The organism is Streptomyces ipomoeae 91-03 (assembly GCF_000317595.1).
Classification (GTDB): domain Bacteria; phylum Actinomycetota; class Actinomycetes; order Streptomycetales; family Streptomycetaceae; genus Streptomyces; species Streptomyces ipomoeae.
Genome location: NZ_AEJC01000384.1, coordinates 17538 through 32369, shown reverse-complemented (window position 1 = coordinate 32369; position 14832 = coordinate 17538). Strand labels below are relative to the sequence as shown.

At 70.2% G+C, this 14832-nt stretch carries 18 protein-coding genes and 2 pseudogenes; 9 read left to right on the top strand and 11 right to left on the bottom strand.

Going from position 1 to position 14832, the window contains the following annotated elements; all coding sequences use genetic code 11:
- Positions 1–5: 5 nt before the first annotated feature.
- The 3 genes and pseudogenes from STRIP9103_RS24775 to STRIP9103_RS24765 form a co-directional block, all read right to left on the bottom strand.
- Positions 6–809 (bottom strand): DUF2637 domain-containing protein, encoded by an 804-nt coding sequence (locus STRIP9103_RS24775; protein ID WP_234022284.1) that lies wholly within the window; start codon positions 807–809, stop codon positions 6–8.
- A gap of 448 nt (positions 810–1257) precedes the next feature.
- A pseudogene (locus STRIP9103_RS24770) lies at positions 1258–2540 on the bottom strand (DUF3631 domain-containing protein).
- 227 nt (positions 2541–2767) lie between these two features.
- A complete protein-coding gene (locus STRIP9103_RS24765) occupies positions 2768–2998 on the bottom strand; it encodes a hypothetical protein (RefSeq protein WP_009321511.1) in 231 nt (76 codons plus the stop codon).
- A 94-nt stretch (positions 2999–3092) separates the two neighbouring features.
- Here STRIP9103_RS24765 and STRIP9103_RS24760 point away from each other — a divergent pair, with 94 nt between their 5' ends.
- From STRIP9103_RS24760 to STRIP9103_RS24750, 3 genes are all read left to right on the top strand, one after another.
- On the top strand, positions 3093–3773 hold the full coding sequence (locus STRIP9103_RS24760) for a helix-turn-helix domain-containing protein (RefSeq protein ID WP_009321526.1): 681 nt from the start codon (positions 3093–3095) through the stop codon (positions 3771–3773).
- Positions 3770–5443, top strand: coding sequence for a site-specific integrase (locus STRIP9103_RS24755; protein ID WP_009321541.1), 1674 nt, complete (start codon positions 3770–3772; stop codon positions 5441–5443). The genes STRIP9103_RS24760 and STRIP9103_RS24755 overlap by 4 nt, the downstream gene beginning before the upstream one ends.
- Before the next feature lie 335 nt (positions 5444–5778).
- On the top strand, positions 5779–6261 hold the full coding sequence (locus STRIP9103_RS24750; protein ID WP_048820924.1) for a DUF5994 family protein: 483 nt from the start codon (positions 5779–5781) through the stop codon (positions 6259–6261).
- A 53-nt stretch (positions 6262–6314) separates the two neighbouring features.
- Here STRIP9103_RS24750 and STRIP9103_RS52840 read toward each other — a convergent pair.
- The 3 genes and pseudogenes from STRIP9103_RS52840 to STRIP9103_RS24740 form a co-directional block, all read right to left on the bottom strand.
- A pseudogene (locus STRIP9103_RS52840) lies at positions 6315–6468 on the bottom strand (serine/threonine-protein phosphatase); the annotation flags it as partial.
- Between the two features lie 393 nt (positions 6469–6861).
- Positions 6862–7911, bottom strand: a complete 1050-nt coding sequence (locus STRIP9103_RS24745) for a fatty acid desaturase family protein (protein ID WP_009321546.1) — start codon at positions 7909–7911, stop codon at positions 6862–6864.
- Between the two features lie 315 nt (positions 7912–8226).
- Positions 8227–9012: a hypothetical protein gene (locus tag STRIP9103_RS24740; protein ID WP_009321534.1), complete on the bottom strand. Its 786-nt coding sequence runs from the start codon at positions 9010–9012 to the stop codon at positions 8227–8229.
- Positions 9013–9142: 130 nt separating this feature from the next.
- Between STRIP9103_RS24740 and STRIP9103_RS24735 the strand changes: the two genes are divergently transcribed.
- From STRIP9103_RS24735 to STRIP9103_RS50770, 6 genes are all read left to right on the top strand, one after another.
- The gene (locus tag STRIP9103_RS24735; RefSeq protein ID WP_009321538.1) at positions 9143–9574 is read left to right on the top strand and encodes an Asp23/Gls24 family envelope stress response protein; all 432 of its coding nucleotides are present in this window, start codon (positions 9143–9145) and stop codon (positions 9572–9574) included.
- 38 nt (positions 9575–9612) lie between these two features.
- Positions 9613–9840, top strand: a complete 228-nt coding sequence (locus STRIP9103_RS24730) for a hypothetical protein (RefSeq protein WP_009321523.1) — start codon at positions 9613–9615, stop codon at positions 9838–9840.
- The gene (locus tag STRIP9103_RS24725) at positions 9837–10283 is read left to right on the top strand and encodes an Asp23/Gls24 family envelope stress response protein (protein ID WP_009321518.1); all 447 of its coding nucleotides are present in this window, start codon (positions 9837–9839) and stop codon (positions 10281–10283) included. The genes STRIP9103_RS24730 and STRIP9103_RS24725 overlap by 4 nt, the downstream gene beginning before the upstream one ends.
- Positions 10280–10969, top strand: a complete 690-nt coding sequence (locus STRIP9103_RS24720) for a DUF6286 domain-containing protein (RefSeq protein ID WP_009321513.1) — start codon at positions 10280–10282, stop codon at positions 10967–10969. The genes STRIP9103_RS24725 and STRIP9103_RS24720 overlap by 4 nt, the downstream gene beginning before the upstream one ends.
- Positions 10970–10979: 10 nt before the next feature.
- The gene (gene amaP, locus STRIP9103_RS24715; protein ID WP_009321549.1) at positions 10980–11573 is read left to right on the top strand and encodes an alkaline shock response membrane anchor protein AmaP; all 594 of its coding nucleotides are present in this window, start codon (positions 10980–10982) and stop codon (positions 11571–11573) included.
- A 111-nt stretch (positions 11574–11684) separates the two neighbouring features.
- Positions 11685–11855, top strand: coding sequence for a hypothetical protein (locus STRIP9103_RS50770; protein ID WP_167404007.1), 171 nt, complete (start codon positions 11685–11687; stop codon positions 11853–11855).
- Here the strand turns inward: STRIP9103_RS50770 and STRIP9103_RS24710 are convergent.
- The 5 genes from STRIP9103_RS24710 to STRIP9103_RS47000 all read right to left on the bottom strand — a co-directional run bounded on the left by STRIP9103_RS24710 (position 11804) and on the right by STRIP9103_RS47000 (position 14785).
- The gene (locus tag STRIP9103_RS24710) at positions 11804–12190 is read right to left on the bottom strand and encodes an STAS domain-containing protein (protein WP_009321496.1); all 387 of its coding nucleotides are present in this window, start codon (positions 12188–12190) and stop codon (positions 11804–11806) included. The genes STRIP9103_RS50770 and STRIP9103_RS24710 overlap by 52 nt on opposite strands.
- 125 nt (positions 12191–12315) lie before the next feature.
- Entirely contained in the window at positions 12316–12528 is a 213-nt protein-coding gene (locus STRIP9103_RS24705; protein ID WP_009321505.1) for a hypothetical protein, read from the bottom strand.
- Positions 12529–12538: 10 nt separating this feature from the next.
- On the bottom strand, positions 12539–13243 hold the full coding sequence (locus tag STRIP9103_RS24700; RefSeq protein ID WP_009321503.1) for a DUF5994 family protein: 705 nt from the start codon (positions 13241–13243) through the stop codon (positions 12539–12541).
- A gap of 152 nt (positions 13244–13395) precedes the next feature.
- Positions 13396–13560, bottom strand: a complete 165-nt coding sequence (locus STRIP9103_RS50100) for a hypothetical protein (RefSeq protein ID WP_009321497.1) — start codon at positions 13558–13560, stop codon at positions 13396–13398.
- Between the two features lie 250 nt (positions 13561–13810).
- Positions 13811–14785 (bottom strand): STAS domain-containing protein, encoded by a 975-nt coding sequence (locus STRIP9103_RS47000; protein WP_009321517.1) that lies wholly within the window; start codon positions 14783–14785, stop codon positions 13811–13813.
- Positions 14786–14832: the final 47 nt, after the last annotated feature.

Below are 14832 nucleotides of genomic sequence, written 5' to 3'. Positions count from 1 at the left end.
TCCGGTCAGCCGCTGTCGGTACCGGTCTTGGCGGCGGCTTCGATTTCGGGCCGGAGGATTTCCATCACGTCGGTCTGCCGCCGACTGCTGATCGTCAGGTCCCTGTCCTTAACTGCCTTCCGGAGTAGGGACCGGCTGAGTGTGCCGTGCTCAGCGAGGGCCACCCGGCCGATCTCCACGAGCTCTGCGAGCGTGGCCTTGGGCGGACGGCCACCGCGCGGCTTGCTCTCCGAAACCTCGGGTGGTGGTTCCGTCGGCTGGACGGAACCGGCGGCCGGAGGCTCAGCGGAACGGACCGGCTCGGCTGGTGGCTCCGTGGGCTTGGCGGGCGCGGTGACCGGTCGTACCGGTGCCTGGACGGAAGCGGGGTCCGCGTGGTCGGCGGGTTGGTCGACGAGCTGGTGGATCTGGCGCATCAGGACACCGAAGGTCAGCAGCGCGGCGGTCGGGGGAACCGCGGCGACCACATAGTCGAGGAGGGGCACGGTGCCGGTGTTGCCTGTGCCGCTGACCCCGGCCACGTTGAGTGCGATGGAGCCGACCGATCCGGTGGCGGTGAGGGCGATGGCCCAGCCGTCGGTCACCCGGCGCAGGCCCGCGCGGAGCATGAGCAGTTCGCCCGCGACGATGAACGCGTCCAGGGTGGCCGGCCAGGCCCACTGGCGGATCGGGGTGCTCTTGAGGCCGTGCTGTCCGGCGACCTCGGCGAGGTGTGCGTACGACAGCCAGAACCCGCCGGCGGTGAGGGCCACGATGACGGTTCCGGCCGCGATGAGCGCGTACCGCTCGGCAGCCTGCTTGGTCGTCATCGGTCGCCCTTCGTCAGGGCGATGGTCCCGGTGGGTGGGTGGGGAGAGGGTGGTCAAGCGGGGTTCTCCTGGGGTGGTGGCGTGGTCCGTCTTTGCCGTCTTGGCCGTTGCAAGTGCAGGTCAGGGCCGGTACGGCAGGAGGGCTGGTGTTCCGTCCTGGCGGCGCCGTCGCGTCTTGGGGCACGCGCGGGTGGTGGGGCTGCGGTTCGGTGGCCGTGGACGGATCGCATCCGTCTTGCCGTCCCGGCCGACAGCGCCGTGACCTGCGGCGATACGGCGAGGACGCCCGGGACGGCACAAGACGGATCCGGGCAGCGTTCGGTTGGTGGCAGCGCGGTCGTCATGATCGAGTTGCCGTCTTGCACCCGGCTTCCGTCCCGGTCGTATGCCGTTTGACCTGCGGGATCACGGCAGGGACGGCAGGGACGGTCACCGGGGGAGGCGGGGCTCAGCCCGAGGAGGGGGCTGGCTCGGCGTTCACTGAGTGAACGGTGGGGCAGTAGCGCCGCCACGCGTCGAGGAACTTGTTGCGCATGTAGCCCTTGCGCTGGGTTCCGTCGGCGAGGCGGACGTTGCCGGGCTTGATGTCGTACCGGCGCAGCATCGCTGCGAGGTCGCGGGCGGTCAGCCCGTTGCGTCCCCATTCCGCCCACTGGCTCTCGGGGTTCTGCCGCAGGTGGTGCAGCAGCTCGTCGGTGGAGAGGCTGTCGACCTCGCGTTGGGCGACGAAGACCCTGCGGATGTCGGCGAGGATTCGGGCCTCGCCGGGCTGGTCCTCCTCCGCTTCGACCTCCGCGGCCACCATCCCCGCACACGCCTCGCGGGCACGGCGGGCCAGGACCCCGAGGTCAGGTCGGCGACGATGATCAAGGGCTCCCAGGTGTCGGCGGCACGGTCCTCCACCGGCATGTCCGGCTCCAGGTCCGCTGCCTCGTCCAGCAGCGGCCTGGCCCAGGCGGCGATGCGGTCGCGCAGATCGTGGAGGGCGGGGATGTCGCGGCGCGACCGGAACGGCTTGACGCTCTCGCCCTCGGCCCGGCGGCGCATCCGGATGACCACGGACCGGTCCATGATCGTGTCGGGCAGGTCGCCGATCCCGGCCAGGGCGGCCATGGCGAAGGTGGCGAACCGGTGCGGGGTGTGGTCGTTGCCGACGACGCGGGTGACGTAGCGGTTGCGCTGGTGGCCGGCGTTGAGCAGGCCGCGCATCTCCTCGTTCTTCTCCGCTTGCTTCGGCGTGCCGAAGATGGTGTCCGCCTCGTCCACCAGGAGCGTGGGCGGCTCGTCGGTGATGGAGCGGAAGATGGCCGCGGGCGTGGTGTTGATGGTGAGCATCGGCTCGTGGACCGTCTCGGTGAGCACGTCCAGGAGCCGTGACTTGCCGCACCGCTTCGCCGGTCCGACCACCGCCAGGCGCGGGGCGTGCTGCCACGCGGGCTGCAGGTGCGTGGCCGCCACCCACAGCGTGACCGCGTCCAGCGCCTGCTGGGAGGGCAGGATCACGAACTGGGCTATCTGGGCACGCAGTTCGTTCAGCAGCTCGGAGCCGTACGTCGGCTCCGGTTCCGGCACCGCTTCCTCAGCGGGTTGATCCGCCGGGGCTATCCCCGGCGTCTGCCCGTCGGCTTCCGGGGCGGCTTCGGGCACGTGGCCGGGCCGCCCGGGCACCGCGACCTTTGGCCATGCCGCTTTGCCGGGTGCGGAATGCGGCTCGGGTGTCGTAGGTTGCACAGGGCAGCTCCTTATCCGGTGACGTCGGGCATGCAGGCCCGACTCACGCAGGTCGTTCGTTGGAATGCGGGCAGTGGAGTGTGCTGAGCCTCCGGCGTTGGCGCGCCGGGGGCTTTCTCGCTTCCTGGGCCGGGGCGAGGGAACACGGACAGTACGTCCACGCCCCGACACAGTCCAGCGTTTCTGTGTCAGCTCAGCGCAGAAGCGTCTGCTACGGGCTCGGGCGGTCACGCGGCCAGGCCGAGCAGGTTCAATAGGTCGGCGGTCACGACGCGGTACGCCTTGCCCAGCCGCAGGACCTTGCACGGGTACTGGCCGCGCTTGGCCAGCTCGTAACCCTTGCTCCGACCCAGCCCCAGCGCCCGGTTGCCGGTGTCCAGGTCAACCGTAGCGGGCAAGGCCAGCAGCTCCTCCCGCGTCATGCCCTTGGGCTGCTCCGCAGTCTCGTTGGTGCGCATCCATGCTCCGTTCGTGAGTGAGCCCTCGGCGAACGCAGCGTCACGTCCGGCTCCAGGCGATCACTAACCATCATCGGGAAGCTAATGTGTCTTCATGACACAACGCGGTTTTGATCCTGGAGATGACGAGGACGACGTCCCGGAGTGGGTGGATCAGGTGATGGCCACGGTGGCCGCCGAGGTCCGCAGGCGAAGGAAGGAGCTGCGCATGAGCGCCCAGGATCTGGCCGACCGCTGCGAGGAGATCGGCCATCCGATCCCTCGCAACGTGATCGCCAACATGGAATCCGGCCGCCGCGCCAACCTGCCCCTGGTCGACGTCCTCGTCCTCGCCGAAGCCCTGCGGACCTACCCGATCTGCCTGCTCTACCCCGTCGGCTACGTCGACCGGGTCCAGCGCCTTCCCCTGCAGCACTCCGACCCGACCTGGGATGCCATGCGCTGGTTCACCGGCGACAGCGAGGACTTCGGCATGGAAGACGACATGCTCCGCAACTTCCGCGCCCACGTCCGCCACCAGCGCGCCGCCCTGGCCGCCCTGAAGGGCGAGAAACACGAGCGCTGGAAAGCCGAGACGGCACCCAACCAGGCCGAACGCGAGGAGGCCGTACTCGCCCAAGCCGACTACGCCGAAAGGGTGTTGGAAGCCAAGTACCGGCTCCGCAGCGCCCGCGCCTTCATCCGGGAAGACGGCGGCACACCACCTCACCTGCCACCAGAACTCGCCGACGTCGACCCACCCGTCGGCAACACCGATGAGGAGAACGATCTTTGAAGGGTTCCACCCACCGCCGCTGCTACTGCCGCGACCCCCATACCGGCAAACCGCTCGGCAAGAAGTGCCCCAAGCTCTCCAGCCGCAAGCACGGCTCGTACTCCATACGCCAGGAGCTCCCGCCCCGCGAAGATGGCACCCGCCGCTCCTTCAGCCGCGCCGGCTACGACTCCCTCAAGGCCGCCCAGGCGGACCTCGACCACGTGCGTGCGCTCGTCGGCCTGGCCGACGCCGACGACTCCGAGGGCCTGGCCCAGATAGCCGAGTTGTTGGAGAAGGTGGCCGACGAGAAGGCCCCGCTGCCGAACATCGAGGCGACGCGCAGGCGCCTCAGCCACGGTCTGGACCTGACGAACCGACTCACCGTCGGCGAGTGGCTGGACATGTGGCTCGCGGGCAAGAAGGGGCGGCAGAGCGCCATCAGCCGCGACGAGAGCAACATCCGGGTGCACCTCAAACCACGGATCGGGCACTACCGGCTCGACCGCCTCCGGGTCGCCCACCTTTCGGAGATGTTCGAAGCCATCGCCGAGGCCAACGTTGAGATCGCCGAAGGCAACGCAGCCCGCCGCAAGGCGTTCGAGGATCTCGCCCAGATCCCCTGGAAGGGCCGCGAGCCCCGTGCCCGCCGCAAGGCGATGAAGGCAGCCATCGCGGAGATGGAGCCGTACCGCCGCATCGTCGGTCCGGCCACACGCCAGCGCGTCCGCTCCACCCTGCGGGCCGCACTCAACGCGGCGATCGCCCAGCAGCTCATCACCTTCAACCCGGCCGCCCACGTCGAGTTGGAGGCGGGCAAGCGGCCCAAGGCGCTCGTATGGACCGAGGAACGCATCCTCCACTGGAAGCGCACCGGCGAGAAGCCCTCGTCAGTGATGGTCTGGACGCCGGAGCACACCGGCCTCTTCCTCGACCACGTTGCGGAGGACCGCCTGTATGCCCTGTTCCACCTGATCGCGTTCCGCGGACTGCGCCGGGGCGAGGCGTGCGGCCAGAAGTGGACCGACACCAACCTGGACGCCGGTCTCATCACCGTCGCCAAGCAACTCGTCGTGGACGGCTGGGAGGTGTACGAAGACGATCCCAAGACCGATGCCGGCGCGCGGACCATCGCGCTCGACTCCGATACGGTCCAGGCCCTCAAGCGACACCACACTCAGCAGGACAAGGACCGCAAGGAGTGGGAGAACGCCTGGGTGGAGACCGGACGCGTCTTCACCAAGGAGAACGGCGAGTTGCTCCACCCCGCGAACGTCACGCGACGGTTCATCGAGCTGTACGAGGAGATCGACCTTCCACCGGTCCGGCTCCACGACCTCCGCCACGGTGCCGCGACCCTCGCCCACGCGGCCGGGGCCGACCTGAAGGACATCCAGGAGATGCTCGGCCACTCCTCGATCACCATCACGGCCGATACCTACACGAGTCTGCTCCCCGAAGCGGACCTGGCGATCGCCGAGGCCGCAGCCCGGCTCGTCCCGCGAGCCCGCGCCACCTCTGAAAACACCGTCCCCGAAGCGGAGGCCGAGCCCGACGACGTGGAGCATCCCGGTCCGGAGTCCGTGCCGAACGGTGCTGATCCGTTGGGAGAAATTTCGGAGATCAACTCTCCGTCCGCTCACGCACCGCTCACGCAAACGGCCCCGGACGATGATTCCGAGGCCGAATAGGACCCCTCCCTGGGCGAGAAACCCCAGGTCAGAGCGGTAACGCGTTGTGCCCCCGGCAGGATTCGAACCTGCGACACCCGCTTTAGGAGTTTTCTCCGAACGGGCCTGCGACCTGCGGAAACGCTCGCTTCAGGTCGCCTGGCCGGGGAAAACACTCCTCCGTAGTTCTCGTGTGTTCATGGGGTTTCCCGGCCTCATGTGTGCTGGATCCGTTCCGGCTGGGGCCGGTCGATAGAGGGCGATTTCGGAGACGCCGGCGCGCGTGGCACCAGGAGTAGCGTGGCAGGTGCGAGGCGGTCCCGTTGTCGCACCTGCCCTACAGACGGGTGGTCCTCATGACCAGCTCGGATACACCTCCTGTTCCCCGGCGTCTGCCCAGCGGTGTCCACGAGGCCGTGCGGCCGGGTTGTGCGCTTCTCCGGCTGGAGACGACCGCATCACGTGAAGGTGTCCTCGATGGTGCGTGGTGGCCGCGCTCGCGCGACATGGGCGCCGAGCTGCCCGCGCTGCTGAGTGCCCTCATCGCCCACCTCGGCCCCGTGACCCGCGTGGGGCTGGACACCGCAGCTTGGGATGGTCTCCCGACGCGCATCCTCGTGGACGACCGCGTGGTGCACATCGATTCCTTCCCGGTCGGTGACGACACGGTCCTGATCACCCGGGGCGACCGGGACATCTTCTCGCTTCTGGTGGTCCCGCCGGACGCGGCACCGGACGCCGCCCGCACCGCGATGGCCCAGGCGGTCCGGGCGGACAACATCAGCCAGGCGGCACAGATCCTCATCGACACCGGGAGGGGGCGCGGTTCGTCGGGCTGACGGGTCACCGCCCGGCGCGACCGGCGCGACGGTGTCGGACGGCGGGGGCCAGGTCAGCCGCGCCACTCGACCATGAGCAGGGTCGCGTCATCGGTGGTGTGTCCGACCCGCGCCTGCTTGAGCGCGTGGAACAGGCATCGCGTCGCCGCCCGGATGCCAAGGCTCTCCAGTCGGTTCACGCGCGATCCGCTGGTCCTCCCCGGACTCTCTCGAAGCGGTCCGCGCGCCGTTCTGCCGTCATCCTCTCACCCGCCGTATCCGCTTCGCGCGGGGCCGGGCCAGGGTGACGACGGATTCTTTGGTGCCATGGCTCCATCACGGGGGTCGTGGACGCCCGGTCTCGGCATGCTGCTGGAGGACCTCGGGCCTCCTACCCGGGAAGCGGGCGACCCCGCTCGGGCGGCTCTTGCTCGGGCGTTGCACCGGCGCAGGGCGGGCCGCTGCGCAGCGGTGCAACGTGGGTTCCCGGCCTCATGTGCGCCGCATCCGTGCTCCTCGGCCCGGTCCGGCGCAGCCGTCGTGCTCTTCGCGGTGCTCCGCGCGGACCGGGGCGTGTCGACGGTGACCACATCACGGCCCCGACGGCTCCGGCAGGGTCTCTCAGACGGGGACACGTGCGGGCCGGAGCGGTGCTCCGGCCCGGTGGAGACTGGCGAGGGCCAACCGGTAGGAGGCGACCAACCCGGTCTCCACGTAGTCCACACCCAGTTCCTGGCAGTGGCGCCGCACGATGGTCCGGGCCCTGCGCAGGTTGGGGCTGGGCATGCTGGGGAACAGATGGTGCTCGATCTGGTGGTTCAGCCCGCCCAGGGCGATGTCGGTGAGCCTGCCGCCGCGCACGTTGCGTGAGGTGAGCACCTGGCGACGGAGGAAGTCCGGGCGGTCCTCGCCTGTCAGGATCGGCATGCCCTTGTGGTTAGGCGCGAAGAGGGAGCCCAGGTAGACGCCGAACAGGCACTGGTGGACGGCGAGGAAGGCGATCGCCATGCCGGGCGGCAGCAGCCACAGCAGCACGGTCAGGTAGAGCACGAAGTGCGCGAACAGCAGGACGCCGTCGAGCGTGCGGTGCTTGAGCGAACGATTGGCCAGTGCCTTCACGCTCGACACGTGCAGGTTGAAGCCCTCCAGGGTGAGGAGCGGGAAGAACAGGAACGCCTGCCAGCGGCCGATCAGGCGGGGGAGCCCCTTGGCGGCCCGCGCCTGGTCCTGGGACCAGACCAGCAGGTCGGGGTCGAGGTCGGGGTCGAGTTCCTGGTGGTTGGGGTTGGCGTGGTGGCGGGTGTGCTTGTCCTGCCACCAGCCGTAGCCCATCCCGATACCGGCACCGGCGATCCGTCCGGACACCTCGCTGGCCCGGCGTCGGCGGAACACCTGGCGGTGCGCCGCGTCATGGGCGAGCAGGGCGACCTGGCCGAAGACGACGGCAAGGAAGACGGCGACCGCCAGAGTCCACCAACTGTCGCCGATGAGCGCGACGGTGGCCCACCCACTGACGTAGAGCCCGGCCACCACCGTGGTCCGCAGCGCGTAGTAGCCGGGACGGCGCCCCAGCAGCCCGGCGGCGGCGATCTTTCTCGACAGGCGGGCGAAGTCACTGCCGGACGCCTCCGAGGGCGGGGGCGGGGGCCGGACTGTGGTGTTACTGCTCATGATGGTGAAACTCTCTCCGAAGAAGGCCGGTTGGCTCGGCGCCGCCCCGGGAGCCGCTGGGACCGGGCCGCAGGCAGAGCCTTTCGTCCTCCGTGGTTGCGGACACATCACGCGACCACGGAGCTGGGAGGCGTCTGCTTCGTCCGTCAGCGGCTGCTGCGCAGGCCCTCTGTTTCTCGTGGGTACCCCGCCGCGGGCGTCTCACACCGTGTCAGACGGGCCCTCCGGAGCGGTCCGCGTGCATGTCGGCAGAACCAACTCCGGCCGGTGACGCGGATCCCGCTGATCGCTGATGAGTGCTCGACGCCCGGCCGGTCAAGCCGCGGTCTCGGTGATGAGGACGGCAACGGTGACCGGGCCCGGGGCGTCGGTGGCCGTCGCATCGGCCACGGCGGCCCGGACGGCGCGCGCGACTTCCAGGGGATGGTGTCCGGGGGCGACCGCGAGGTGGACCTCGACACGCCGGCCGGGCGGGTCCGCATGGTCCTCCATCTTGACCGGGCGGCTCCCCAGCACGGTGGTGAGGCCGGCGACGCCCGGAACACCCATTGCGACGTCCGCCAGATCCCCGACGGGCCCTCGCGGGGAGCCCGCTCCGGTCACGGGGAGCGAGCTGCGTGCGGCTGCGGTCGTTGCTGCGGCTGTGCTTTGCGGCGTGAGCCGCATGGATCTCGCAACGGTCCGCGCCTTCGTACCTGCCTGCGGGACCTCATGGACATCCGTGACGCGCAGGTCGGCTGTCACGGTGGCCAGACCGAGCCGTCGAGCGGCCGCGTCCAGCAGTCTGCTCCTCAACTGGTCGGCCGTTTCGGGCAGTGGCTCCCCGAGTGATGCCGAAAAGGCGGCTTCGATCCTGAGCGGGCCCGGCGGTATCGCACTGGCCGGCGGACGGACAGCCGGCTCGGACACGGATCCGAGTGGCGCCGGCCCGATGCGCAGAGACCCCAGCCACACCCCGGGAATCTCGTTCGCGGCCCGCACGAGGGCCTGGACGGCCGCCTGCTCGGTGATCCATGTCCCGTCGGCGGGCCCGCCCAGCGGGAGCAGCCGACCCTGGCCGAACTGGTGCCGTACCGCCTGCGTCCCTGCTTCGGTCTTCACCGGCCTCTCACCCTCTCAGGCGACTTGTCGGACCCTCGTGCCTCGCAGCGTTCAATTCCCACAATGCATACTAAGCGAATATAATCGGACAAATGAGGGTCAGGTGGACCTCTGAGGGAGGAATATCCCGATGACCGAGATCACCGGCGCAAGGCGCGGTGGCGCTCCCGCTTCTCGTGGCCGGACGACGGTCGCCGATGTGGTGGTGGAGAAGATCGCCGGAATGGCGGCACGGGACGCGCCCGGCGTCCATGCCCTGGGCAGCGGTTTCGCCCGCTCGATGGGGACCATGCGGGAGCGGATGCCCGGCGCCGGCAGCGGCAAATCCGTCACACGCGGGGTCAGCGTCGAGGTCGGAGAGAAGCAGGCGGCCATCGACCTGGAGATCGTCGTCGACTACGGCGTCTCCATCACGGACGTGGCCGGTGAGGTGAGGGAGAGCGTGATCTCCGCGGTGGAGCGGATGGCGGATCGCGAAGTCGTCGAAGTCAACATCACGGTCAGCGATGTGAAGCTCCCCGACGAGGAGGACGAAGGGGAAGAGCGGCAGCGGATCCAGTAGCCGGGGCGCAGCAGCCCGCGTGAGCGAAGGAGCGCGTGATGAGCAGAGCCGTGGTGGGCCTAATGGCCGGGATGGCGCTGGGTTTCGCCGCGTATTTCGGTGACTTCTGGGCGTTCCTGTTGGTTCTCGGGCTGGGCGCCGTCGGTCTCGTGGTCGGGCGGTTCATGGAAGGCGATCTCGAACCGGGCGACTTCGTCCGCCGCCGGGACCGGCAGGAGCGGATCCGCGATGACCGGCGACGGGTTCGGGGAGACTGGCGGCAGTGACCGGTGAAGCCGATCGGCGTCCGGGCATTGCCAGCGGGCAGCGCGGAGCGATCGCCGTCGCCGACCGGGTCGTAGCGAAGATCGCTTCCCACGTGGCGCGCGAGGCGCTGAGCCGGTTCCCCGAGTCGGTCGGCCACGTACCGCCGGGCGGCCGGACACCACGCGTGACCACCTCCGTGCGGCGGGCACCGGAGCGGCAGACCGCAGGACGAGACGGCGAGTCCGCCGCCGGACGGCAGGCGGCGCTCGGCGAGGCACGGCTGCGCATCACCGTCGAGCTCGGCTATCCCTCCGACATCGGGGCGCAGTGCGCCGCGGTGCGCCGGGAGGTTACCGACCGGCTCAGGACATGGGCCGGCATGGAGGTGTCCGACCTTGCGGTGTCGGTCGAGAGGCTGCACTCGGCGCATACGCGTCACACGGACCAGGAGAGGGTGAGATGAGCGCGAACACCTGGCGGCAGCCGACCGGTGACAGCGACCCTTCCCCCGAACCCGGACAGGCAGCTCCGTCCGCCGATGGCGCCCCGGGGGCGGGCTCGGGCGCGACGGCGGCGATCGATGAACCAGGCCGGTCGACGCGCCGTTTCTGGTCAACGCGGCGGATTCCCGCGGCCTTGGTGGCCCTGCTGTCCGCCGCGGCCATCGGATTGCTCCTGTACGACGTGGTCTCGGTCCGGGCAGGCCGGTCTGTGATGCGCTGGCGGCGGCGGCTTGCTGAGGAACTGGCCACACGGCCACTGGATGACGTCTGGATGATCGTCGGGGCCGCAGTGGCGATGGCCCTCGGCCTGTGGCTGTTCCTGCTGGCGGTGACGCCGGGACTGCGCAGGCTGCTGCCCATGCGGCAGCCCACCGGTATCCCCGGGACAGGGGAGGTCCGCGCCGGGCTCGACCGCCGCGCGGCCGCCCTGGTTCTGCGCGACCGGGCCGTGCAGGTGCCCGGTGTCCAGTCGGCACGGGTCGCTGTCGGCCGCCGGAAGGTCAAAGCCCGGGCGCGCGCCCATTTCCGCGAACTCGAGGAGGTCCGCGCGGACCTGGACACCGAGCTGGGCGAAGCCGTGACGTCCTTGGGTCTCGCCCGGCAACCCACGCTGACCGTGCGCGTCCGGCGTCCGAAGAAGGGCTGAGGTGATCCCGATGCTCAAGACAGTGAACCGGGTGCTGCTGGGGCTTCTCGGCCTTGGACTGTTCGCCCTGGGCGGCGGCGTGCTGCTGGGCGGGCTGGACCTGCCGCGCCGCTGGGACTTCGGCATGCCGGGCTGGTGGCCCTTCCGCGGGCCGGACGACGTGGTGCTGGGCACCGAGGGACGCACCCGGTGGCGGGAGGAAGGCTGGTGGTGGCCGACCGTCATCGCGGTGCTCGTCGTGCTGCTGGCCCTGCTGCTGTGGTGGCTCCTCGCACAGCGCAGACACCGCCTGGGCGGCGTCCTCGTCGACAGCGAGGACGGCACGGCGGCCCGGCTCGACGGCGGCACACTGGAGGACGTGATCGAGGAAGAGGCGCATGCCCTGGACGGGGTCTCGCGGGCTCATGTACGGCTGACGGGCCGAAGCACCGCTCCGGCTGCGCGCGTACGGCTGGTGCTGGAGCCGCATGCGGATCCAGCACGGACTCTGGGGCGACTGAGCCGGGAAACACTCGCGCACGCGCGGGACTCGGCCGACTTGGACAGCCTCCCCTCGAAGGTCAGACTCAAAGAAGTCCGCCACCACGCACGACGCGTCGGCTGAGATCCACAGGGCCTGACTCCCAACGGGGGACCCGGTCTGGCTCGCAGGGCAGGTCTTCACGACTGCCCCAAAGTCATCTACGCCGCGGTTCTCTCCAGGGAGGCATTCCGCATGGTCCTGTTCCTGACCCTGCTCGTCGCCGGAATCGCTCTGATCGCCATCGGGGCGGGCGTCGACGGCATGCTCTATCTGACCTCCGCCGGTGTACTGCTCCTCATCGCCGATCTGCTCTACCTGGCGGCCCGCTCCGTGTGGCGATCTCCTCGGCGCCCGGCCCGCTGAGGCCGCGCCCCTCCCGGTCTCGTCGCACGGAGCAGACGGTCGGAGCCCGTGTCCGTGAGCAGTCGTTCGGTCTGCGGGGAGGGGTGGTGCAGCCGCAGGGACGCGTGGGTCTCGGCGGCGTGCCGTGACACGTCGAGGAAGACGCGCAGACCGCTGCTGTCACAGCGGTCGACGGTGGTCAGATCGACGTCGATGAGGGTGATGCCGTCCTGCAGGCACCGCTCCAGAGCGGCGCGCACCTGGGGCGCGGTGGCGGGGTCGATCACACCGGCCAGGGTGACCAGTGCCCGCCTGTCCCGGTCGTGCCGGTAGATGTTCAGCTGCGGAAGAGTCATGACGCCTCGGTTCAGATGTTGCTCAGATGCCCCGGTCCACGGGTCCCGGCCGCTCCCCACCGGTCCGGGGCCCGGGTGTACGCGCGTCGCCGCGGGCACGCGTCGCCGCGGACTGAGCCGACGGTTCAGAGGCGCGGCCGGGTGGCCGGTGGGGCGCCCGGATGATCACCCGTGGTGCGTGGTGACTGCGGCGCGCAGCGGCCGCGGCGGCCGGGCCGGGGGGTGCTGTACCGGTACGCGGCGATCCTGTCGGCGTGCTGGAGGTTGAGCCGGTGGATCACGTACGCCGCCGCTGCGATGAGGACCACGAAGGCGGCGGCTGTCAGGAAGGCGTTCATGGCGGCCACCTCACATACCGATGATCAGTCGGCTGGCCCGGCCGGGCGGACCGGTCTGCTGGGGAACGGCCGCTGACACCGCGGAGGCGCCGCCCTCGTACTCCCATGCCTCGTCCGGGTCCAGTGGCTGGCCGGCCGCCAAGACGCCGTGCCGGGCCTCGTCCGCGGCGATGAGCGCGCTCGCGGTCAGGGGCGGGCCGTCGTAGTCGGACGCGGCAGCCATCAGCCGGGCCGCCGACTCCGCCCCGGTCTCGGGCGGGATGACCAGGAGATCCCAGCGGCCGGTGCCGTAGGAGAGCAGCAGCAGCTTGTGCGGGTCGATCTCCGGGGTGAACCAGCCGACCTTGACGATGTGGCCGTCCACGGGAACCTGGCGTGGGATGACCGGCCAGTGCTTCGGGTTGACGGCGATGCGGGTGATGCGGCCCCACAGGGGATCCAACACGTCGGTGAGTGCCGGCAGTTCGCTCAGCAGATCCCGGGAGCGGGGCCACCAGGCACCGTCCAGGAGTCCGCGGGAGGTGCCGTCGGTCTTCAGTGCGAGACGCGCGGCCGGGGCTGCGACGGGCTCGGGGTGCGGCAGGGTTGGGTACAAGGTCGCCGACATGATGCGGACCCGTCTCCGGGCCGCCTCTGCGGCGGCCCGGGTTTCATCTTTCGCCGGGGACGACCCGGCGTGGAAGCCGGTGTGCGAAATGCCCTCGGTACTGTCCACACTACTCCGCGTTTCGCTGCGGCGCGGAGCAGCGGCCACATGAGGTGGAGTACCGGCGGGGTGATCTCCCGGCAAGTGCCTCAGCGCGTGCCGGGAGTTCTCGTCCTTCGGGCGCGGCCGGCACAACGGTGTCGGACGGCGGGGGCGAGAGGTCAGCCGCGCCACTCCACCATGAGCAGGGTCGCGTCATCGCTGGTCCGCCCGCCCCTCGCCTGCTTGAGAGTGTGGGACAGGGACAGCCGGGGCAAGGGCATCCAGTAGGAGTGTCCGTCACCTGGCGCCGTACCTTCGGCGAGCTCTGTGATGGCGTTCATCATGCGATCCCGTTCCGGGCGGTTTCCGGCTGCCCGTGTCTGTTACTCGCCGGGAACGGCGCCGGCGTGATCGTGCGCCCGACAGTTCTCGGTACCTGTCAGGCTATTCCCGGCCGTGCCAAGCGGCGTGGCCTGCAGCCATCGCGTGGAGAGACAGACAGCCATCGCGTCGGGACACGTCCGTACGGTGGACGACGGTTGGCGTGACGGCCCTGGCCGGGTACGACCGCCGGCTCATTGCTCCTCTGCCACATCATCGGCGTGCCGAGGGCTGCCCTTCGGAAGACAGGGTCAACACACAGGGGGCGACGGCGCCGGGCAGCCCGACGACCTCGCCCATGTTCTGCCAACCCCAGGACGAGAAGGCGGCTTGCCCTGCCTGGTCGGCAGGATGCAGCAGGGTGACCCCGAGGGAGGAGTGCAGGTCTGTGAGCAGACGCTGTTGCAGGCGGCGGGCGATATCGCGGTGCTGAGCGTGCGGATGGGCCACGACCTGGGTGAGGACGACGAACCGTGCGCGGGAGGTGAGCCGCTGGATGATCTCCTGGAGCGTTCCGTCGAACCCCCGGCGGTCGGAGCCGTCAGGGTCCACCGGATAACCGAAGGCGCAACCGATCAGCACCGTCGTTTCTGCGACCAGCAGGGCGAAGCCAGGGCGGTGGGCGGTGACCGCCAAGCGGTGCAGGAAGTCTCCGCGGTCGTGGTACGCCTCGCCGGCGGTGCCCGCGACGGACTCCGCAGCCAGGTCCGCGATGTCCTCGCGCATGTCTTCTGCCTGCCAGCGGGTCAGCCGGCGAAGGCGGATCCCGTCCCTGAGGACCGGCTGATCCGGCCGACGAGCGGGGTCCTCGGGCGCCCGCGTCGCGGTACTCATGAGGTCGCCGGATGCGGCGGGCGGCACGGGACTCACGGGGGCCGTAAGGAGCAGCGAAGTCGATCCGGTGGTATCGAGGAGCCGGGTGATCTGCGCGCACGGATGGTGCAGCCGCAGGCGAGCGTGGACCCGGCCGGCGCGCCGTGATGCCGACAGGAGGACGTCCAAGCCCCTGGCGTCGCAGGAGCCGACGGCGGTCAGGTCGATGTCGATCACGGTGACACCGTCCAGCAGACACTGCTCCACTGCGGCCCGCAGCAGCGGCGTCGTGGCCGGCCCGATGTCGCCGGCAAGCGTGACGAGCGTCCGCTCTCCTCGGTTCCGCCGATGGATGTCCAGCCGGGCAAAGGCCATCACGCCTCCCCTCGGCGGGGTTGCGGACCTGCACGGGTGTTCAGCGC